Origin of the sequence: Neisseria shayeganii 871, assembly GCF_000226875.1 — a bacterium.
Classification (GTDB): domain Bacteria; phylum Pseudomonadota; class Gammaproteobacteria; order Burkholderiales; family Neisseriaceae; genus Eikenella; species Eikenella shayeganii.
This window is the reverse complement of record NZ_JH164926.1, coordinates 1,100,868-1,116,965: the sequence shown is the minus strand read 5'-3', so window position 1 is coordinate 1,116,965 and position 16,098 is coordinate 1,100,868. Positions and strand designations below refer to the sequence as shown.

Annotated in this window: 16 protein-coding genes; 8 read left to right on the top strand and 8 right to left on the bottom strand. The window is 58.6% G+C overall.

Annotated elements, in window-relative coordinates; all coding sequences use genetic code 11:
• Positions 1–8: 8 nt before the first annotated feature.
• The gene (gene aceK, locus HMPREF9371_RS05090) at positions 9–1,781 is read right to left on the bottom strand and encodes a bifunctional isocitrate dehydrogenase kinase/phosphatase (RefSeq protein ID WP_009118888.1); all 1,773 of its coding nucleotides are present in this window, start codon (positions 1,779–1,781) and stop codon (positions 9–11) included.
• Between the two features lie 160 nt (positions 1,782–1,941).
• On the opposite strand from aceK, the gene grpE reads away from it, so the two are divergent.
• Positions 1,942–2,508 carry a nucleotide exchange factor GrpE gene (grpE, locus tag HMPREF9371_RS05085; RefSeq protein WP_040660195.1) on the top strand — a complete coding sequence of 189 codons (567 nt, stop codon included), beginning with the start codon at positions 1,942–1,944 and terminating at the stop codon, positions 2,506–2,508.
• Positions 2,509–2,816: 308 nt separating this feature from the next.
• Here the strand turns inward: grpE and HMPREF9371_RS05080 are convergent, their stop codons facing one another.
• From HMPREF9371_RS05080 to HMPREF9371_RS05070, 3 genes are all read right to left on the bottom strand, one after another.
• Positions 2,817–3,650 carry an HlyC/CorC family transporter gene (locus HMPREF9371_RS05080; RefSeq protein ID WP_009118886.1) on the bottom strand — a complete coding sequence of 278 codons (834 nt, stop codon included), beginning with the start codon at positions 3,648–3,650 and terminating at the stop codon, positions 2,817–2,819.
• Between the two features lie 17 nt (positions 3,651–3,667).
• The gene (gene ybeY / locus HMPREF9371_RS05075; protein ID WP_009118885.1) at positions 3,668–4,177 is read right to left on the bottom strand and encodes an rRNA maturation RNase YbeY; all 510 of its coding nucleotides are present in this window, start codon (positions 4,175–4,177) and stop codon (positions 3,668–3,670) included.
• Positions 4,178–4,281: 104 nt separating this feature from the next.
• A complete protein-coding gene (locus HMPREF9371_RS05070) occupies positions 4,282–4,872 on the bottom strand; it encodes an LURP-one-related/scramblase family protein (protein WP_009118884.1) in 591 nt (196 codons plus the stop codon).
• Between the two features lie 309 nt (positions 4,873–5,181).
• Between HMPREF9371_RS05070 and HMPREF9371_RS05065 the strand changes: the two genes are divergently transcribed.
• The gene (locus tag HMPREF9371_RS05065; protein ID WP_009118883.1) at positions 5,182–6,915 is read left to right on the top strand and encodes a potassium/proton antiporter; all 1,734 of its coding nucleotides are present in this window, start codon (positions 5,182–5,184) and stop codon (positions 6,913–6,915) included.
• Between the two features lie 225 nt (positions 6,916–7,140).
• On the top strand, positions 7,141–9,219 hold the full coding sequence (pta, locus tag HMPREF9371_RS05060; RefSeq protein ID WP_009118882.1) for a phosphate acetyltransferase: 2,079 nt from the start codon (positions 7,141–7,143) through the stop codon (positions 9,217–9,219).
• Between the two features lie 153 nt (positions 9,220–9,372).
• Here the strand turns inward: pta and HMPREF9371_RS05055 are convergent, their stop codons facing one another.
• The gene (locus tag HMPREF9371_RS05055; RefSeq protein WP_009118881.1) at positions 9,373–10,524 is read right to left on the bottom strand and encodes an enoyl-CoA hydratase/isomerase family protein; all 1,152 of its coding nucleotides are present in this window, start codon (positions 10,522–10,524) and stop codon (positions 9,373–9,375) included.
• A gap of 483 nt (positions 10,525–11,007) precedes the next feature.
• On the opposite strand from HMPREF9371_RS05055, the gene HMPREF9371_RS05050 reads away from it, so the two are divergent.
• The gene (locus HMPREF9371_RS05050) at positions 11,008–11,649 is read left to right on the top strand and encodes a YceI family protein (RefSeq protein WP_009118878.1); all 642 of its coding nucleotides are present in this window, start codon (positions 11,008–11,010) and stop codon (positions 11,647–11,649) included.
• Positions 11,650–11,733: 84 nt separating this feature from the next.
• Here the strand turns inward: HMPREF9371_RS05050 and HMPREF9371_RS05045 are convergent, their stop codons facing one another.
• The 3 genes from HMPREF9371_RS05045 to HMPREF9371_RS13880 form a co-directional block, all read right to left on the bottom strand.
• Positions 11,734–13,464, bottom strand: a complete 1,731-nt coding sequence (locus tag HMPREF9371_RS05045) for a DKNYY domain-containing protein (protein ID WP_009118877.1) — start codon at positions 13,462–13,464, stop codon at positions 11,734–11,736.
• 142 nt (positions 13,465–13,606) lie between these two features.
• Positions 13,607–13,999 (bottom strand): hypothetical protein, encoded by a 393-nt coding sequence (locus tag HMPREF9371_RS11720; protein WP_198003613.1) that lies wholly within the window; start codon positions 13,997–13,999, stop codon positions 13,607–13,609.
• Complete coding sequence (locus tag HMPREF9371_RS13880; RefSeq protein ID WP_009118875.1) at positions 13,987–14,151, bottom strand: hypothetical protein; 165 nt, start codon at positions 14,149–14,151, stop codon at positions 13,987–13,989. Before HMPREF9371_RS13880 ends, HMPREF9371_RS11720 begins: the two co-directional genes overlap by 13 nt.
• Positions 14,152–14,214: 63 nt before the next feature.
• Between HMPREF9371_RS13880 and HMPREF9371_RS05035 the strand changes: the two genes are divergently transcribed.
• From HMPREF9371_RS05035 to HMPREF9371_RS05025, 4 genes are read left to right on the top strand one after another with little or no spacing between them, the layout of a single operon-like run.
• Positions 14,215–14,403: a ribosome alternative rescue factor ArfA gene (locus HMPREF9371_RS05035; protein WP_009118874.1), complete on the top strand. Its 189-nt coding sequence runs from the start codon at positions 14,215–14,217 to the stop codon at positions 14,401–14,403.
• Positions 14,404–14,406: 3 nt separating this feature from the next.
• Positions 14,407–15,051 (top strand): SanA/YdcF family protein, encoded by a 645-nt coding sequence (locus HMPREF9371_RS05030; protein ID WP_009118873.1) that lies wholly within the window; start codon positions 14,407–14,409, stop codon positions 15,049–15,051.
• Positions 15,052–15,099: 48 nt separating this feature from the next.
• Positions 15,100–15,246, top strand: coding sequence for a lipoprotein signal peptidase (locus tag HMPREF9371_RS13875; protein ID WP_083813986.1), 147 nt, complete (start codon positions 15,100–15,102; stop codon positions 15,244–15,246).
• A 12-nt stretch (positions 15,247–15,258) separates the two neighbouring features.
• The gene (locus HMPREF9371_RS05025; protein WP_009118872.1) at positions 15,259–16,053 is read left to right on the top strand and encodes a crotonase/enoyl-CoA hydratase family protein; all 795 of its coding nucleotides are present in this window, start codon (positions 15,259–15,261) and stop codon (positions 16,051–16,053) included.
• The last annotated feature ends 45 nt before the right edge of the window (positions 16,054–16,098 follow it).

Genomic DNA, 16,098 nt, shown 5'->3' with positions numbered 1-16,098 from the left:
CAGCCTGCTTACACGTCGGTTAAATCCACGGCGCCGCTTTGCAGTTCGTCGGGATGGAAGCGCACGGATTGCGGATAGGGGTAGAAATCTTCCAAGATGCCTTGTTGCAGGCGTTCTTTTTTCTGCTGCCAGAATTCGGGCGTGAGCAAATCGCGGTGGTGTTCGAGGAATACCTTGCGCACGTCGGGTTCGCCGAGCAGGAAGGGGCCGAACTCTTCGGGGAAGACGTCGCCTTTGTTCACCGGATACCATACTTCGCCCGACATTTCGTATTCGGGATTGGGGGCGGGGGGGATGGCGCGGAAGTTGCAGTCGGTCATGTATTCGATTTCGTCATAATCGTAGAAGATGACGCGCTTGAAACGGGTCATGCCGAAGTTTTTGTAGAGCATGTCGCCGGGGAAGATGTTGGCCGAAGCCAGCTCTTTGAGCGCGTAGCCGTAGTCGATGACGGCGGCGGCTTTTTCCTGCGGCGAGGCGGTCTGCATAAACAGGTTGAGCGGTTGCAGGCGGTATTCGATGTAGAGGTGTTTGACGATGAACAGATCGTCGGTTTCTTCGATTTGCGAGGGGGCGAGGGTGCGCAATTCGTCGATCAGCTCTTGGTCGCAACGGTGTTTGGGCAGGGCGACGTTGACGAATTCCAGCGTGTCGGCCATGCGGCCGACGCGGTCGTGTTTTTTGACCAGTAGGTATTTCTGGCGCACGTATTCGCGGTCGAAGTCCTTGTTCGGGCCGAAGGTGTCTTTGATGACTTTAAACACATAGGGGAAGGAGGGCAGGGTGAACACACTCATCACCAAGCCTTTGATGCCGGGGGCGAGAATGAATTTGTCGTCGGAGTATTCGAGATGCTGGGCGAATTCGCGGTAGAAAATGTTTTTTCCCTGTTTGCCCAAGCCCAGCAGGGTGTAGAGATCGCCTTTGCTGCGCATGGGCAGCATGGATTGCAGAAACTGCACATAACCGGCCGGCACGGGCATATCCACCAGGAAATAGGCGCGGGCGAAGGAGAACAGCACCGAAATTTGAGCGGCATCAAACAGCGCGGCATCCACAATCAGCTTGCCTTTGGCATTGTGCACAATGGCCAGGGCGAAGGGATAACGCTCGTTGCCGCTGATGATTTGGCCGAAAATATAGGCGCTTTTGTTGCGGTAGAAGGCGGAGTTGAGCACCTGCAAATGCAGGTTGAGATCTTGCGGCGGCCATTCGGTGCCGAAGTGGCGTTTGGCGGCGCGCAGAATGTCGGCGATGTCACGCGCCTGATGGGCGAAGGGTGTGCGCCAACGGAAATGGTTGAGAATGTGCTTCAGGCAGCCGCGCAGCCCTTCTTCTTTGGGGTAAAAAGACTGGAAGGTGCGTGGCTCGGAGTCGATGTATTCGGTGGAAATGGCCGGTTTGACGAAGATAAACTGGTTGTTGTAATACTCTTTATCGAGAATTTTGGTGGACACGGAGTTAAAAAAGGTTTCGGCCAATTCCGGCTGTTTGTGGTTGACCAAAAGCGCGATATAGTCTTTTTTGGCTTGCGCCCATACGTCGTCGTTGAGTGCATTGGCGGCCAGTTCGCGGCGCAACACTTCCACGCTTTCGCGCACGCGGTCGTCGTACATGCGGATGCGGTCGGCCACCAGCTGCTGGATGCCGTGCCAGTTGCCCTCCTCAAACAGGGTTTTGGCGCCGCTGCTGGCGTTGCGGAACATGGAGTAGTGTTTGTTGAAGCCGGCCAGAATGGTGGCGGCAATCGATTGGGCCTGTTCTTCGTATAAACGCGGCATGGGGGTTCTCCGTTGTCTGTATTTTTTATGTGGCGGCTACCTTAAACACTTTTTTTGTGCACCGCAATCATCCGCTTGAAAAAAAGCGGGCCAGCCCCATGTTTGGCCGCATTGTCCAATGCCACCGAGCATCTTCAGAATCTTCAGAAAAGGAATAGCCATGAGCCAAGAAGAACACAAACAGCCTGAAAACGAAGCGCTTGAAGCCGAAGCGGTACAGGATGTTGCTGCCGAAACGGCGGAAGCGGAGACCCCGGAAACCGTGGAGAGCCTGACCCTGAAGGTCGAAGATTTGGAGGCGCAGCTGGCGGACATCGGCAAATACCATCAGGCCGATCTGCAAAACCTGCACCGCCGCCATCAGGAAGAGTTACAGGCGGCGCATAAATTCGCTTCGAAAAAATTTGCCGAAGAGCTGTTGAAGGTAAAGGATTATTTGGAAATGGCGCTGTTGGATCAGAGCGGCAATTTCGAGGCTTTGAAGATGGGGGTGGAAATGACCCTCACCGAGCTGAAACGTGCTTTCGAACAGGCGCAGATTCAGGAGATTGTGCCGCAGCCCGGCGATAAACTGGATCCGCACCGCCATCAGGCGTTCCAAACCGTGGAAAGCGAGCAGGAGCCGAATACGGTGGTGGCTGTGATGCAGAAGGGCTACACCCTGCATGACCGCGTTTTGCGGCCGGCCACGGTGTCGGTGGCCAAAGCCAAAGAAGCGGCGGAGTAAAGCATACTGCCCACCCTTATCGCTTGGGCTGATGGCGCGGCATGCTTCGCTTTCAGGTAGCCTGCGACCTGTGCACCCCCCATCTGCAGCGCATTTCTGCGTTGCCGCTGCTCGCTCACTTGCCTATCTATGTGATATGTCTATGCTCGCTGCGCTGCTACGCCTTGATCTGCATCCACATCTGGGTTTTTGCAAAGCTCTCGGCTGCTGATGGCATGCCGTTCTGTGATCCACAGGATTTCAAATAATTAAACGCCAATCAGGCTACCTGAACAGTTTCAGGTAGCCTGATTGTTATGGGAACAAAGTTATTCGGCCTTTACGCGCACGGCCATCAGGGTGTGCAGCCGGCGGTGGTCGGCTCGTGCCACGGTAAACTGCAGCGGGCCGAGGGTGACTTTTTCACCGCGAACGGGTAGGTGGCCCAGTTCTTGAATCACCAAGCCGCCTATGGTGTCCACTTCCTCGTCGCTGTAGCGGGTGCCGAAAAATTCGTTGATGTCTTCGATTTCGGTGACCGCTTTGATGCGCCAGCGTTCTTCGGATACGGCGAAAATATTGTCGGCATCGTCGTCTTCGTCAAATTCGTCTTCGATGTCGCCCAAGATTTGCTCGATGATGTCTTCGAAGGTCACCAGGCCGCTGATGCCGCCGTATTCGTCCACCACCACGGCCATGTGGTTGCGCTGTTCGCGGAACTCTTTCAGCAGGGTGTTGAGGGATTTGCCCTCGGGTACGAACACCGCGGGGCGCAAGGTGTTTTCGATTTTAAAATGTTCGGGATTGAGGGTGTGCTTGAGCAGGTCTTTGGCGTGCAGGATGCCGAGTACGTTGTCTTTGTCGTTGGCAATCACCGGGAAGCGGGAATGGGCGGTTTCGCCTACATAGGCGATGATGCGCTCCAGGCTGTCGCCGGCTTTGACCACGTCCATTTGCGAGCGGGTCATCATCACGTCGCGCACTTCCAGTTCGCTGAAATCCAGCACTTTTTCCAGTCGCTGCAGGGTGTCGGCATCGAATACCTGCTGGTTGTGCGCCTGCCTGAGCAGGGCCATTACGTCTTCGGGAGAATCGGGGGTATCGCCGCTGAGGCGGCCGATGAGGCGTTCGAAAAAATTGGGTTTCGACTGGCTGTCGTCCATATGCTGTGCGTGTCCGGTTAATAAGGGTTGGGGTATCCTAACTGATTTAACAAACGGATTTCAAGTGCTTCCATGGCTTCGGCTTCGGCGGCGTCGATGTGGTCGTAACCCATCAGGTGCAGTACGCCGTGTATGGTGAGGTGGGCGAAGTGGGCGGCGAGGGGTTTGCCTTGTTCCTCGGCTTCGCGCGCCACCACTTGCGGGCAGATGATGAGGTCGCCGTATAGGGTGTATGAGTTGCTGCGCTGAGCGGGGTCGGGCCATTCTTGGTCGGCCGCTTCGAAACTCAATACATTGGTCGCGTAGTCTTTGCCGCGGTAGTCGCGGTTGTAGCGGCGGGCGTCTGCTTCATCCAGCAGCACCAGGCTGATGTCGGCGCGGCGGTGGTGTTGTTTGATGGCCTGCCATGCCCACAGGCGGAATTGTTTTTCGTCGGGCAGTTGGGCGAAGCTGCTGTGGTTGGCCAGATTGAGGAGAAAGCGGGATTGCAGGATGGTTAAAAAGGGATAGCGTTTGGCGGTTTTCATGGCTTGGGGTGGTTTCAGGTAGCCTGTTTGTGGTTTGTATTGGGAGGTGGTGGAAATGTTTTCAGGTAGCCCATGAAGGCTACCTGAAAAGGCAGGCGGCAGGGTTAGCCGTCGCTGCGTTCCAGCAGCATCAGCATCATGGTGGAGAGGGTAACCAGTTCGTCATGCGGGGCTTGACTGCGTTTTTCCAGGCTGAAACGTCTTTCCATAAAGGAAGGCGTTTTTTTCAGCAGATACGCTTCTTGCCCTTCGGCATCGGTAATGCTGTAACTGGGGTTGAGGAAATAGCCGGTCAGCCAGCCCAACACCGGAACTTCGCCTACTAAGCCGTCGGCCACGGTGATCCAAGGGTTGGTTTCGCGGATGTCGTACAAAAACTGGCCTTGGGCATCGTAAACCTGATAATGAGTGCGCCACAGCGAGCGCATGCCCTTGCGGCGCACGGAACCGAGCAATTGGCCGCTCTCGTCGGTAATGCGGTAGTTGGCGTTGAAATCGAGCAGGCGGTCGGCATTGATCTGATAAAGACGCTGTTTGCGCGAAGCGTTTTGGAAAATTTCCACGCCCTCTTTCAGCTTGAAAATTTTCTGGCGGGTGTAGGCTACCTCTTGCCCGCGGGCGTCGAAAACGCTGAAGTCATTGGAAGGAGTGAGGATTTTAAATTTGAAATCCAAGGGAAATTGTAGGTTTTGCACGGCGCAGCCTCCTGTATATTGAATGGCTCAAGTGGGTCATCAAAAATATGCCGGAATATAGCAATCTGTGCCGGATAAGTATAGGCGCAAGTGTGGGGTGCGAGCGAGTTTTGTACCGGTCTCAACCTGAGGCCGGTATGGGCCGGATGTGTGCAAAGTTCTGCAAAAATGCGGCGCGACATTTTGCCCGGACGGGCAGGCGCATTGATTGCGCGGATAGGCGTGTTAAACTCGCCGCATTTTACTTTGAGGCCTGTTCCTAATAAATGGCAGGCCGCCTGTTTCTTCCCATTCCTGCCGAGCAATTGTATGCAACAAATGAACATCCTGTTTTTGGTGATGGCCGCCCTGCTGTTTGTGAGCGTGGTGGCCACGCGTATGTCTGCGCGTATGGGGATGCCTTTGTTGTTGGTGTTTCTCGGGGTGGGCATGCTGGCAGGCGAAGACGGCATCGGCGGCATCCGCTTTGACAGCTATGCCGGTGCGGCCATGGTCGGCCAGCTGGCTTTGGCAATTATTTTGCTTGACGGCGGCCTGCGCACGCGGGTGGAAACGTTCCGCATTGCGGCCAAGCCGGCGGCGGTATTGGCCAGCTGGGGCGTGGTCGGCAGCGTGATTCTGCTGGGCTTGTTTGCCACTTTTTATCTGGATGTCGATTGGAAATTGGGCTTTTTGATGGCGGCGATCGTCGGCTCCACCGACGCCGCGGCGGTGTTTTCCCTGTTGCGTAACAGCGGGGTGCGCCTCAATTCCCGCGTGTCGGCCACCTTGGAGCTGGAAAGCGGTTTGAACGACCCGATGGCGATTTTGCTGGTGAGCGCCTTTATCAGCCTGATTTTGCAGCCGGAGCAGTTCGGTTTGTCCGATATGCTGCTGTTGTTGGTCAAACAGCTGGGCTTGGGTGTGCTGTTGGGTTGGGCGGCAGGCAAGTTATTGGCCGTCTTGTTGAGCCGCATCCGTTTGGCTGAGGGGTTGTATTCGCTGATGATCGCCTCCGGCGGCCTGATGCTGTTTGCGCTCACCAATATCGCCGGCGGCAGCGGATTTCTGGCGGTCTATTTGGCGGGCGTGCTGATCGGCAATGCGCGCAACAATGCCACCGAACACGTGCTGAATGTGATGGACGGTTTGGCTTGGCTGGCGCAGGCGGCCTTGTTTTTGGTGCTCGGTTTATTGGTGGCCCCCAGCCGCCTGTTGGAGCAGGGAATGCATGCGCTGGTGATTGCGGCGGTGCTGATTTTTATCGCCCGACCGCTGGTGGTGTGGTCGTCGCTGAAATGGTTCCATTATTCGCGGCGGGAAATCGCCTACATCAGTTGGGTGGGCCTGCGCGGGGCGGTGCCGATTACTTTGGCCATCATGCCCTTAATGATGGGGGTGCCCAATTCCTTGCTGTTGTTTGACGTAGCGTTTGCGGTGGTGATCTTGTCGCTGCTGATTCAGGGCACCACCATTCCGGCGGTGGCCCGTTGGCTGAAAGTGGTGATCCCGGCCGCGCCCGAGCCTTTGGCCACCCGCGAAATCTGGCTGGGCAAAACGTTGTCGGTGTTGATGCAATCGTTCCGCGTGCAGGGCGGATCGGATGCGGAAAACAGCCATCCTTATGTGATGACGCGCGACAGCCGCTTCGCCGACGGCCGTTTTTTCTCCTTGGTGCGCAACGGGCAAACCGTTCCAGTGGGCATGAATACGCGGATGCAGGCCGATGATGTGGTGTGGTATGTGCTGCCGGAAGACAAGGGCGAAGAATTTGCCGGCCAGTTTGAGGGCATGAATGCCGACGAGCAGAATTTCTATGGTGAATTTGTGGTGCGCCCCGATGTGAAAGTGGGCGAGCTGGCGCATGCCTACGGCTTGGCCGCTGATCCCGAGGAAGCCGATTTGCAGCTGATGACGCTGTTCCGCCGCCGTTTCGGCGACGTGCCGGTGGCCGGCGACCGCATTCATGTGGGCGGAATTCAGATCACGGTAAAAGAATTGGACGAGCGCAGTTACATCAAGTGGCTGGGCTTGAAAATCCCGCGCCCGGGCCGGCAGGAGTGAGTGCGGCGGCTTGGAAATTCGGGCTGCCTGAAAACCGGAAAACGGCAGTCTTGCCGTTTTTTTATTGCGGTGCAACAATAAGCCCCTTAGATGATGGTCGTTCAGGTAGCCTGTCGCGCCGTCCCGTGTGTTGCCCAGCGGCGGAAAGCAGGGTTTTCCGCCTTCTGCTATTGATGCGGATAACTGATTGACTGATTTTATTGTTCACAGAAAGTGTAAACCATTATGCCGAATTTTTTGTTGGAGCCGATCGGCACCAAAGCAGGTCTGACCAGCATCACGCTGGGTGTGGTGCGTGCGCTGCAACGCAGCGGCCGCCGCGCCGTGTATTACAAACCGGTGGCACACACGCCGGTGGCGCCGGGTGAAACCGAGCCGGTAATGACCTTTGCCGAAAAGCTGTTTCACCTCACGCCGCCGCGCCCGTTCCCTCTGGCCAAGGTGGAGGAAATGGTGGGCGCAGGCCGAAGCGATGATTTGATCGAGCTGGTGGTGTCCGATTTCAGCAAAGCGGCGGCGGTCGAGCATGATGTGGCCGTGATCGAAGGCGTGGTGCCCGACAGCGAGCGCAATTTCCTGGCACGCAAAAACGGCGAAATCGCCGCCGCCGTCAATGCGCAAATCATTTTGGTGGCCTCCGTTCAGGACGCCGCACCCGAGCAAGTGGCCGATCAAATCAGCTTGGCGGCCCGCGAATACCAAGACAGCCGCACCGAGGTGGTGGGCTTCATCCTGAATAAATTCACCGGCACCGACGCAGCAGCTTTTGCGCAGTCGGTCAGCGAGCGGGTGCGCGGGCAGCTGCCCTGCATGGGCGTGGTGCCGTTTGCGCCGGAAAAGTCCGCCCGCCGCATGCTCGACATCGCCCGCTACCTGAATACCCGCACCGTCTTGGGCGAAGAGTATCTGGACAGCCGGGTAAAAGAAATCGTGGTGGCCGGCCAAAGCGCCACCCATATGCACGACCGCTTCAAGCCCGGTGCACTGATTATTGCCCCGGGCGACCGTGAAGACGTGATGATGGCGGCGGCGCTGAAAAGCTTGAGCGGCGTGCCGCTGGCCGGCATGCTGCTGACTTGCGATTCGCTGCCTTCCCTGCCGCTGCAAGACATTCTGCGCCCGGCGCTGATGAACAAGCTGCCGATTTTGCTTACCGAGCGCGATACTTACAGCACCGCCTATGCGCTGTCGCACCAAGACGCCCACATTCCCGCCGATGATGTGGAACGCATGGAAACCGTGGTCGATTTCGTGGCCGAAAACCTCGACATCGAATTGCTTTGCCGCAACATCGGCCAACCGCGCCAATTGCTGATGTCCCCACCGGCCTTCCGCTTCCGCATGATGGAGCAGGCGCGTTTGGCCAACAAGCGCATTGTGCTGCCGGAAGGCAGCGAGCCGCGCACCGTGGAAGCGGCCGCCATCTGCCAAACCAAGGGCATCGCCCGCTGCGTGCTGCTGGCCAAGCCGCAGGAGGTATTGGACGTGGCGAAAACCAAAGGCATCGAGCTGCCCGAGGATTTGGAAATCATCGACCCGGAAAGCATCCGCGATCAATACATCGAGCCTTTGGTGGCCCTGCGCAAACACAAGGGTTTAACCCATGGCTTGGCGGCCCAAGCTTTGGAAGACACCGTGGTATTGGGCACCATGATGTTGCAGCAGGGGGATGTGGACGGCTTGGTGTCCGGCGCCATTCACACCACCGCCAACACCATCCGCCCGGCCCTGCAATTGATCAAAACCGCGCCCGGCGCCAGCCTGGTGTCCAGCGTGTTCTTTATGCTGATGCCGGATCAGGTGCTGGTGTACGGCGACTGCGCAGTGAATCCCGAGCCCACGGCCGAAGAGTTGGCCGATATTGCGATTCAGTCCGCCGATTCGGCCAAAGCCTTCGGCATCGAGCCGAAAGTGGCGATGATTTCCTATTCCACCGGCTCGTCCGGCAGCGGCGCGGAAGTGGAAAAAGTGAAGGCCGCCACTGTGCTGGCGCAGCAGAAACGCCCGGATTTGTTGATTGACGGCCCGCTGCAATACGATGCCGCCAGCGTGCCCAGCGTCGGCCGCCAAAAAGCGCCCGACAGCAAGGTGGCCGGGCAGGCCAATGTGTTTGTGTTCCCCGACCTGAACACCGGCAACACCACCTATAAAGCGGTGCAGCGCAGCGCCAATGTGTTGAGCGTGGGCCCCATGCTGCAGGGTTTGCGCAAACCGGTTAATGATTTGTCGCGCGGTGCTTTGGTGGACGACATTGTGTACACGATTGCGATTACCGCCATCCAATCGGTGCACATGGCGGAGTAAGCCGCTTTTCTCCGTAACATGCTGCCAGGCTTGGGCCTGGCAGGCGAAACAGAAAAACCGCCGTTGAAAAACGGCGGTTTGGTGTTTGGGGGCTACCTGAACCGTTTGGTTGGGGAGAACCCGTTTTGTTTTTCAGGTAGCCGCTTGTCTGGTTTACGCGCCCTGATTGCTGGGCGAGGAAATCGGGTTGCCGGCTTGGAACCAGTGGTCGAAAGGATGTTCGCCGGGGGCGAAGGGGTTGATGAAATGGCTGTCGATGTAGGCTGCGCTGACCTCGGCCAGGGTGCGGCTCCAGTTCGGGCTGCGGTCTTTGTCGATCAGAAGGGCGCGCACGCCTTCGCGAAAATCGCCGTTGTTGCAGCAATGCATGGCCACGATCAGTTCCATGTGCAGGGCGCCGGCCAGCGACATATTGCGCACGCGCTCGTAAATGCGCCAGGTAAGCGCGGCGGTGACCGGGCAGCCGTTGCGGTAGGTGTCGGCGGCCTGTGCCAGCCAAGGGTCGGCGAATTCGGTGTGGCGCAGCACGGCATCGACGGCGTGGATGTCGCCGGCGTTGAGGATGTTGTGCACGGCTTCCAAATTGGGCAGCAGTTGGCTTTCAGGTAGCCTGTTCGGCTGGTGCAGGCGGTTGAGGGTGGCGTTGAGGATGTGGTGGTTGTCGGAGATGCCGGCCCAGGGGGCATGGTGCAGGGCGTCAAGGAGCTGCGGCCAGCCGTCGGCAGGCATGGCGTAGTCGGCCAGATTGGCGAGCATGGCGTCGCGGCCGTTGAAGCGCATGCCGGTGAGGCCGAAGAAAAGGCCGGATTTGGCCGGCATGCGCTGCAGAAACCAAGAGCCGCCGGCATCGGGGAAGAGGCCGATGGAGATTTCTGGCATGGCCATCAGCGTGGTTTCGGTCACGATGCGGTGGCTGGCGGCGGCGTTCAGCCCCATGCCGCCGCCCATCACGATGCCGCTGCTCCAGGTGAGGATGGGCTTGGGATAGGTGTGCATCTGGTAGCAGAGGCCGTATTCTTCGCGGAAGAAGGTGAGCACATCGGGGTTGGGGAAGGCGGGTTCGGCGCTGATGATGTGGTAGAGGTTGCGGATGTCCCCGCCGGCGCAGAAGGCTTTGTCGCCTGCGCCGCGAACCAGCACCATGACCACGTCGTCGTTTTCGGCCCAGCGACTGAGGGCGGGCGAAATGATGCGGATCATTTCGGTGCTTTGCGCATTGAGGGTTTTTTCGCTGTTGAGCGTGATGAGGCCGATTTGGCGGCCGTTGGCGGTGGGCAGCAGTTCGGTCAGCACGGGGGCGGTCATGGTGTCTCCTGAGTGGTGTGTGGCGGGGGCGGCCGTTGCGGGCTACCTGAAAAATTGGCTTCAACGGCGCAGGCTGAGACCTTTGCAAAACCTCCATCTGCGGCGCATTTCTGCGTTGTGCGTTTATGCCCTATGGGTACTGCTCGCTCGCTTGCCTATCTATATGATATGTCTTTCCCACGGGGATTCCTGCGTTCACGCTCGCTGCGCTGCTACGCTTTGAACTGCATCCACATCTGGGGGGTTTGCAAAGGTCTCAGGCGGATTATAGCTTAAGCGGTTTTTACTTTTGCCGGCTGTTTAAGCGGGAAACCGCAGTAAAAGCGGAAAATAAGCAGAATATTTTTCTAGAAAACAGAAATTTGGGAAAAAGTTTTATAAAAATTGTCAGAATCGTGTTTGCGCTGCGTCTGAAGGGTAAAGCGAAACGGCGGCGGAGCGCCGCTTTCCCTATCTCCAAACTTCAGAAGAAAGGCTGACAATATGAACAAAATCCTGATTGCCCTCACCACCGCATTTGCCCTGACTGCCTGCGCCCCGGGTGGCAACGAAAATGCCCAAGCAGCCGCCCAGCAAGTGCCGCAGGAAGCCGCCGTGTGGTCGGCTGCCAACAGCCAAATCCGCTTTTTGAGCAGCAAAGTGAACCAAGAAAAAGGCAGCATCACCGAGCAATCCGAGTTCACCACTTCCGCCGCCCGTCTGGAAAAAGACGGCCGCTTCAATATGACCGTGGATTTGGCCAGCGTGAAAACCAATATCGACATCCGCGATCAACGCCTGAAAGACTGGGTGTTTGAAGTGGTGCAGTTTCCCGAGGCGAAAATCAGCGGCCAGCTGGATGCCCAAGCGGTGAACAAACTGGCGCTGGGCGAAAGCCTGAAACTGAAACAGCCGCTGGCCTTGGAGATTCACGGCCAGAAACTGGACATCGAAGCCGATTTGCTGGTGCAGCGTAATGCGGCCGACAGCATCAGCGTGGTCACCTTGTCGCCCGTGTTGCTGGACGTGAAACAGATGGACATGGTGAAAGGCGTCGGCCAGCTGGTGGAAGTGATGGGCCTGTCTTCGATTGTGGAACAGATTCCGGTGAGCTTCAGCGGCGAATTCAAACGCCAAGGCGAATAAAGCGGCACGGGGCGGCTGCCGCTCCGATAAAGCTGTGATCTCAAAACAGGCTACCTGAAAACTGCTTTCAGGTAGCCTGTTGTGCTACTGCCCGCCGTGGTTGCTGCGCGGATATTCGCTGGCGATGCCGTGCTGCTGCAACAGGGTTTGCAGCCGGGCAATCTCCGCTTCCAGCCGCGACTTGTTGGCCAGCAGCGCCGTGGTCGGGGCGAACACATAAGCCATTGAACGGGAGCCGTCACGCAGAACCACCTGCAGGCGGCCGCTCGTCAGGCCAAAGTAATGATGGCGAATGGAAAAGTGCACCTGCGCAATCTCGGCCAGCGGGTATTTTTTGCCCAAGGCGTTGTTGATCAGCAGGTGGCCGTTTTCAATCACAAACGGGTCGAGATTCACGCCGTGTTTGAGGAGAAGGCGGTACGCCCCCCAGCCAATCGCGGCGCCAATCAGCAGAAGCCACACCACCATTTCGAAGGTATCGTTTTTCCGCCGGCTTTCGGCGGTGGCGATGATGTCGTGTTCGGCGGGCAGCAGCAGGCCTTCTTCTATCCAGCGCGCAACGGTGTCGGTATTGGCGCGGCGCTGTTGCAGCTGTTCACTCAGCCGTTGTGGCTGCGGCACCAAGTAAACGCCGCCGCCGCGGTGTTGGCTTCTTTCCAGCGTGTTGAAGTAATACACCGCCTCGCCTTTTTGCCACAAATGCCAATGCGGCTCGCCCCAGCGCTGCCAGCGGCCGGGGCCATCGTCGGCAAGGCGGGCAATTTGGGTGCGGTAGCCGGCCAGGCCGCTGCGCTGCCCCCAGCGCTCTTGCGACAGGAAGAAAATCAAATCGCTGCCGTTGCTGCTCAAATAGCCGTCGTCGATTTCTTCAAAATCACGCCAAGGCAGGCGGTTGCCGACCACTTTGCGGGCGCGGCGGCTTTCGTGGTCGTAGAAATACAGCCCCTTGGCATTACTGAAAAACAAATGCTGGGAGTGGGAATCGCTGCGCGAAAGCAGGCGATAGGGTGGTTGGTCGGGGTTGAGGGCTTCGCCGTCCACAAACAGGGCGCCGCCCTGGGCGTGGTAGAGCAGGTCAAAACCGCCCCAGGCAGCATAATGCAGCGTGCGCAGTGCTTCATCATCGGGCACATCCAGCAGGCGGGTTTGGTAAAACACGCGGCTGCCGTCGGTCAGATAAGGTGATGCGCGGGAATCAAGCCGTAGCGCTTCACGGCTGGCCGCCGGTGTTTGCGCTTCATAAGCGCGCGCTTCGTGACGACTGTCGATAATCGGGAAGGGTGTGTGTTGCGCCTCGGCAATGGGTTCGCCGCGATAATAAAAGCGGCTGCCGTCGGTGCTCAGCCACTGCGAATGCGGCAGTGCCCGGAAGGTTTTGCCGGCGTCGTCCAGCAGACGGAAAGGATAGTGATAATGGCTGATGTGCCGTCCTGCCGCGGCCTGGCGTACCGAGGCGCCGATATAGCCCCAAAAGCCTGCCGAACGGCGTTCAGTGAAGTGGTCGCAGTAATAGGTTTGGCGGCCATCGCTGTAAAGATGGTTGCCGAGCGCCTGCACCGGCGGCTGCAAGCCCGGCAGCACTTGATGGCCGCAGAATACTTGCGTGGCATCCCAGCCGATTTGCGCATTCTCGCCGTTCAGTGCGGTGAATCTTTCGGGGTCGGCCTCGGGCACCGGTAGCATGCCGTCGCTGGGCACCGAAACATAAATGCCGTTTGGGTGACGATAAAAATAAGAGCCGTTGACACGCTGATGGTTATGGAATTGGCTGCTGACCAGCGAGCCGTTCTGCGGCTTGAAGAACAGGATCAGCATCGTCAGTCCCGCAAACAGCAGGGGCAGGACGAGGAGTATTCTCAGTGGGCGGACTAGGTTTCGGGTGTGGAGGGGCATGATGGCGGCGGAGCGGAAGGGCGGTTTTCAGGTAGCCTCGGTTGGGCGGGGCATTGGGGCTGGCTTAATCGTCGTCACGATCGTCGCGGCCCCGTCTGCGGCGCCTGTCGTCGTCATCATCGTCATCGTCGCGGTCGCGGCGGTCGTAACGGTCATCGCGATCCCGTTCCCGGTCATCATCGCGTTCGCGCCATTCGTCATCACGGCGGTCTTCATCGTATTCCCGTTCGTAGCGGGGTTCGTCGCGGTCGTCGCGCTCATGCTCGCCCATCCAGCCGCAGGCGGAGAGGACGGAGCAGAGGCCCATCAGGCAGAGTAGGGGGCGCAGGGGCATGGTGTGTTCCTTGTTGAAGTGTGGTGAAGGCGGATAGCTTATACCGAAACTGTGCAGCGGCGGCAATAGCTTAGGGCGGCTTAGTGTTTGCCAGCGGGGGCGGCCGTGTGTTAGGCTGCGCATCCGCGAAAGGCAGGCTGAGACCTTTGCAAAACCCTCAGATGTGGATGCAGTTCAAGGCGTAGCAGCGCAGCGAGCGCAGACATATCATCTAGATAGGCAAGCGAGCGAGCAGCGCATAACGCAGAAATGCGCCGCAGATGGGGGTTTTGCAAAGGTCTCAGAGGCTACCTGAAAGCCGTGCCCGCCGGTTTGATTGACTGAATGAAGGAAAATTGATGTCCAAACGCACCCAAATCAACAAAGGCCCGATTCGGGACAATGCCTTAAAGGCGCTGGTGAAATCCAACCTGTTCCGGCCCAAAATCCAGAAGCCGAAAAAAGGCAAAGGCGCATACAGCCGCAAAGGCCGCCAACCGTCAGGTTTTTTGATACCCTCAAAAAACCTGATTTTTTTATGGGGCTGAGCCATGGAATGGGTGCTGTGGGTGGCGGGTGCGGCGCTGCTGTTGCTGCCGGCGGTGGCCGAGGCGGGCATGGCCTACTACACGCGGGCGCGCTGTTTTGACGATTTGACGGCGGTGCCGCCTTGTGATTATGCGCTGGTGTTGGGCACGGCCAAATATGTGGCCGGCGGCGGCCTCAACCGCTATTACCGACACCGCATCGAGGCGGCGGCGGCTTTGTGGCAGGCGGGCAAAGTGGGTGCGGTGGTGGTGAGCGGCAGCGGTTTGGCCGAAACGCTGAGCGAAACCGTGTGTATGCAGGCCGATTTGGCGGCCTTGGGCGTGCCGGTGGCGGCGATTTGGCAAGACCCGGCCGGTCTGCGCACGCTAGACAGCGTGTTGCGCTACCGCGCCGCTTTCGGCGGGGCAACGGTGTGCGTGGTGTCGCAGCCGTTTCATAACCGCCGCGCCTTGGTGTTGGCGCGCGCCTGCGGGGCGGCGGCGGTGGCCTATCAGGCCCGCGCGGTGGGTATTCGGGGCGGTTGGCGCGTGCAGTTGCGCGAACGCTTTGCCCGCCTGCGTTTGTGGTACGATGTGCTCGCCCGCACCCCGCCGCGGCACAGCCTGGCTGCGGTGCCGATACGGCAGTATCCGGGCGGCAGTGAGTAAAACGGGCTATCTGAAACCTGGATTGGGCTTTCAGGTAGCCTGAGACCTCTGCAAAACCCCCATCTGCGGCGCATTTCTGCGTTGTGCGCTGCTCGCTCGCTTGCCTATCTATATGATATGTCTGCGCTCGCTGTGCTGCTACGCCTTGAACTGCATCCACATCTGGGGGTTTTGCAAAGGTCTCAGCCTGCATAGAGAAAGAAAAGTATGAATCCGATTGAAATCGAACACCGGCGCGAAAGCGGCGTGGCCACGGTGTGGCTGAACCGGCCGGACAAGAAAAACGCCGTCGGCTTTGATGCGATGCGCGCTTTGGTGGCCGCCGCAGGCAAGCTGCGCGCCGACCGCAGCGTGCGCGCGGTGGTGTTGGCCGGCCGTGGCGGCACGTTTTGCGCGGGCATTGATTTGGCCGATTTGAACAATCCGGCCAACCGCAAAACGGCGGTGTGGGAGTTGATCAAACCGGGGCGCAGCCTGTTTCAGGCGGCGGCTTTGGTGTGGCAGGATTTGCCGGTGCCGGTGTTGTGCGCAGTGGAAGGGCATTGCCTGGGCGCGGGCGTGCAGTTGGCGCTGGGGGCGGACATCCGCTTCGCCACGCCGCAGAGCCAGTGGGCGGTGTTGGAGGCGCGTTGGGGGATTGTGCCGGATATGGGCATCAGCCGCACGGCGCAGGGCGTGGTGCGCCAGGATATTCTGCGCGAGCTGACTTACAGCGGCCGCGTGTTCAGCGGCGAGCAGGCGGCGGACTACGGCTTGGTCACGCATTTGAGCGAGCAGCCTTTGGCAGCGGCTTATGATTTGGCGGCGGAATTGGCGCAGCGTTCGCCCGATGCCCATGTGGGCGCCAAGCGCATTGTGCAGACCATGCAGCACAAGCCGCGGAAAACCCTGCGCATGGAAAAGATTTGGCAGCTCAAGCTGCTGTTGGGCAAAAACCAGCGGCGGGCGGTGAAAAAAGACCGCAATCCGCACACCGAGTTTCTGCCGCGCCAGTTTGATTGAACCAAGCATCCTGTTTTTCAGGTAGCCTGTGCAGCGGTGCAGGCT

Excerpts from the sequence above, each read along its gene's own strand:
- HMPREF9371_RS05055 (WP_009118881.1), bottom strand. The coding sequence starts at position 10,524 with ATGACCGCCCCCGTGCTGACCGAACTGCTGCCCACCGCCAACGGCCGC.
- HMPREF9371_RS05080 (WP_009118886.1), bottom strand. The coding sequence starts at position 3,650 with ATGGACGACAGCCAGTCGAAACCCAATTTTTTCGAACGCCTCATCGGC.
- HMPREF9371_RS05065 (WP_009118883.1), top strand. The coding sequence starts at position 5,182 with ATGCAACAAATGAACATCCTGTTTTTGGTGATGGCCGCCCTGCTGTTT.
- ybeY (WP_009118885.1), bottom strand. The coding sequence starts at position 4,177 with ATGAAAACCGCCAAACGCTATCCCTTTTTAACCATCCTGCAATCCCGC.
- HMPREF9371_RS11720 (WP_198003613.1), bottom strand. The coding sequence starts at position 13,999 with ATGCGCAGCCTAACACACGGCCGCCCCCGCTGGCAAACACTAAGCCGC.
- HMPREF9371_RS05045 (WP_009118877.1), bottom strand. The coding sequence starts at position 13,464 with ATGCTGATCCTGTTCTTCAAGCCGCAGAACGGCTCGCTGGTCAGCAGC.
- grpE (WP_040660195.1), top strand. The coding sequence starts at position 1,942 with ATGAGCCAAGAAGAACACAAACAGCCTGAAAACGAAGCGCTTGAAGCC.
- pta (WP_009118882.1), top strand. The coding sequence starts at position 7,141 with ATGCCGAATTTTTTGTTGGAGCCGATCGGCACCAAAGCAGGTCTGACC.
- HMPREF9371_RS05035 (WP_009118874.1), top strand. The coding sequence starts at position 14,215 with ATGTCCAAACGCACCCAAATCAACAAAGGCCCGATTCGGGACAATGCC.
- HMPREF9371_RS05050 (WP_009118878.1), top strand. The coding sequence starts at position 11,008 with ATGAACAAAATCCTGATTGCCCTCACCACCGCATTTGCCCTGACTGCC.
- HMPREF9371_RS05030 (WP_009118873.1), top strand. The coding sequence starts at position 14,407 with ATGGAATGGGTGCTGTGGGTGGCGGGTGCGGCGCTGCTGTTGCTGCCG.
- aceK (WP_009118888.1), bottom strand. The coding sequence starts at position 1,781 with ATGCCGCGTTTATACGAAGAACAGGCCCAATCGATTGCCGCCACCATT.
- HMPREF9371_RS05025 (WP_009118872.1), top strand. The coding sequence starts at position 15,259 with ATGAATCCGATTGAAATCGAACACCGGCGCGAAAGCGGCGTGGCCACG.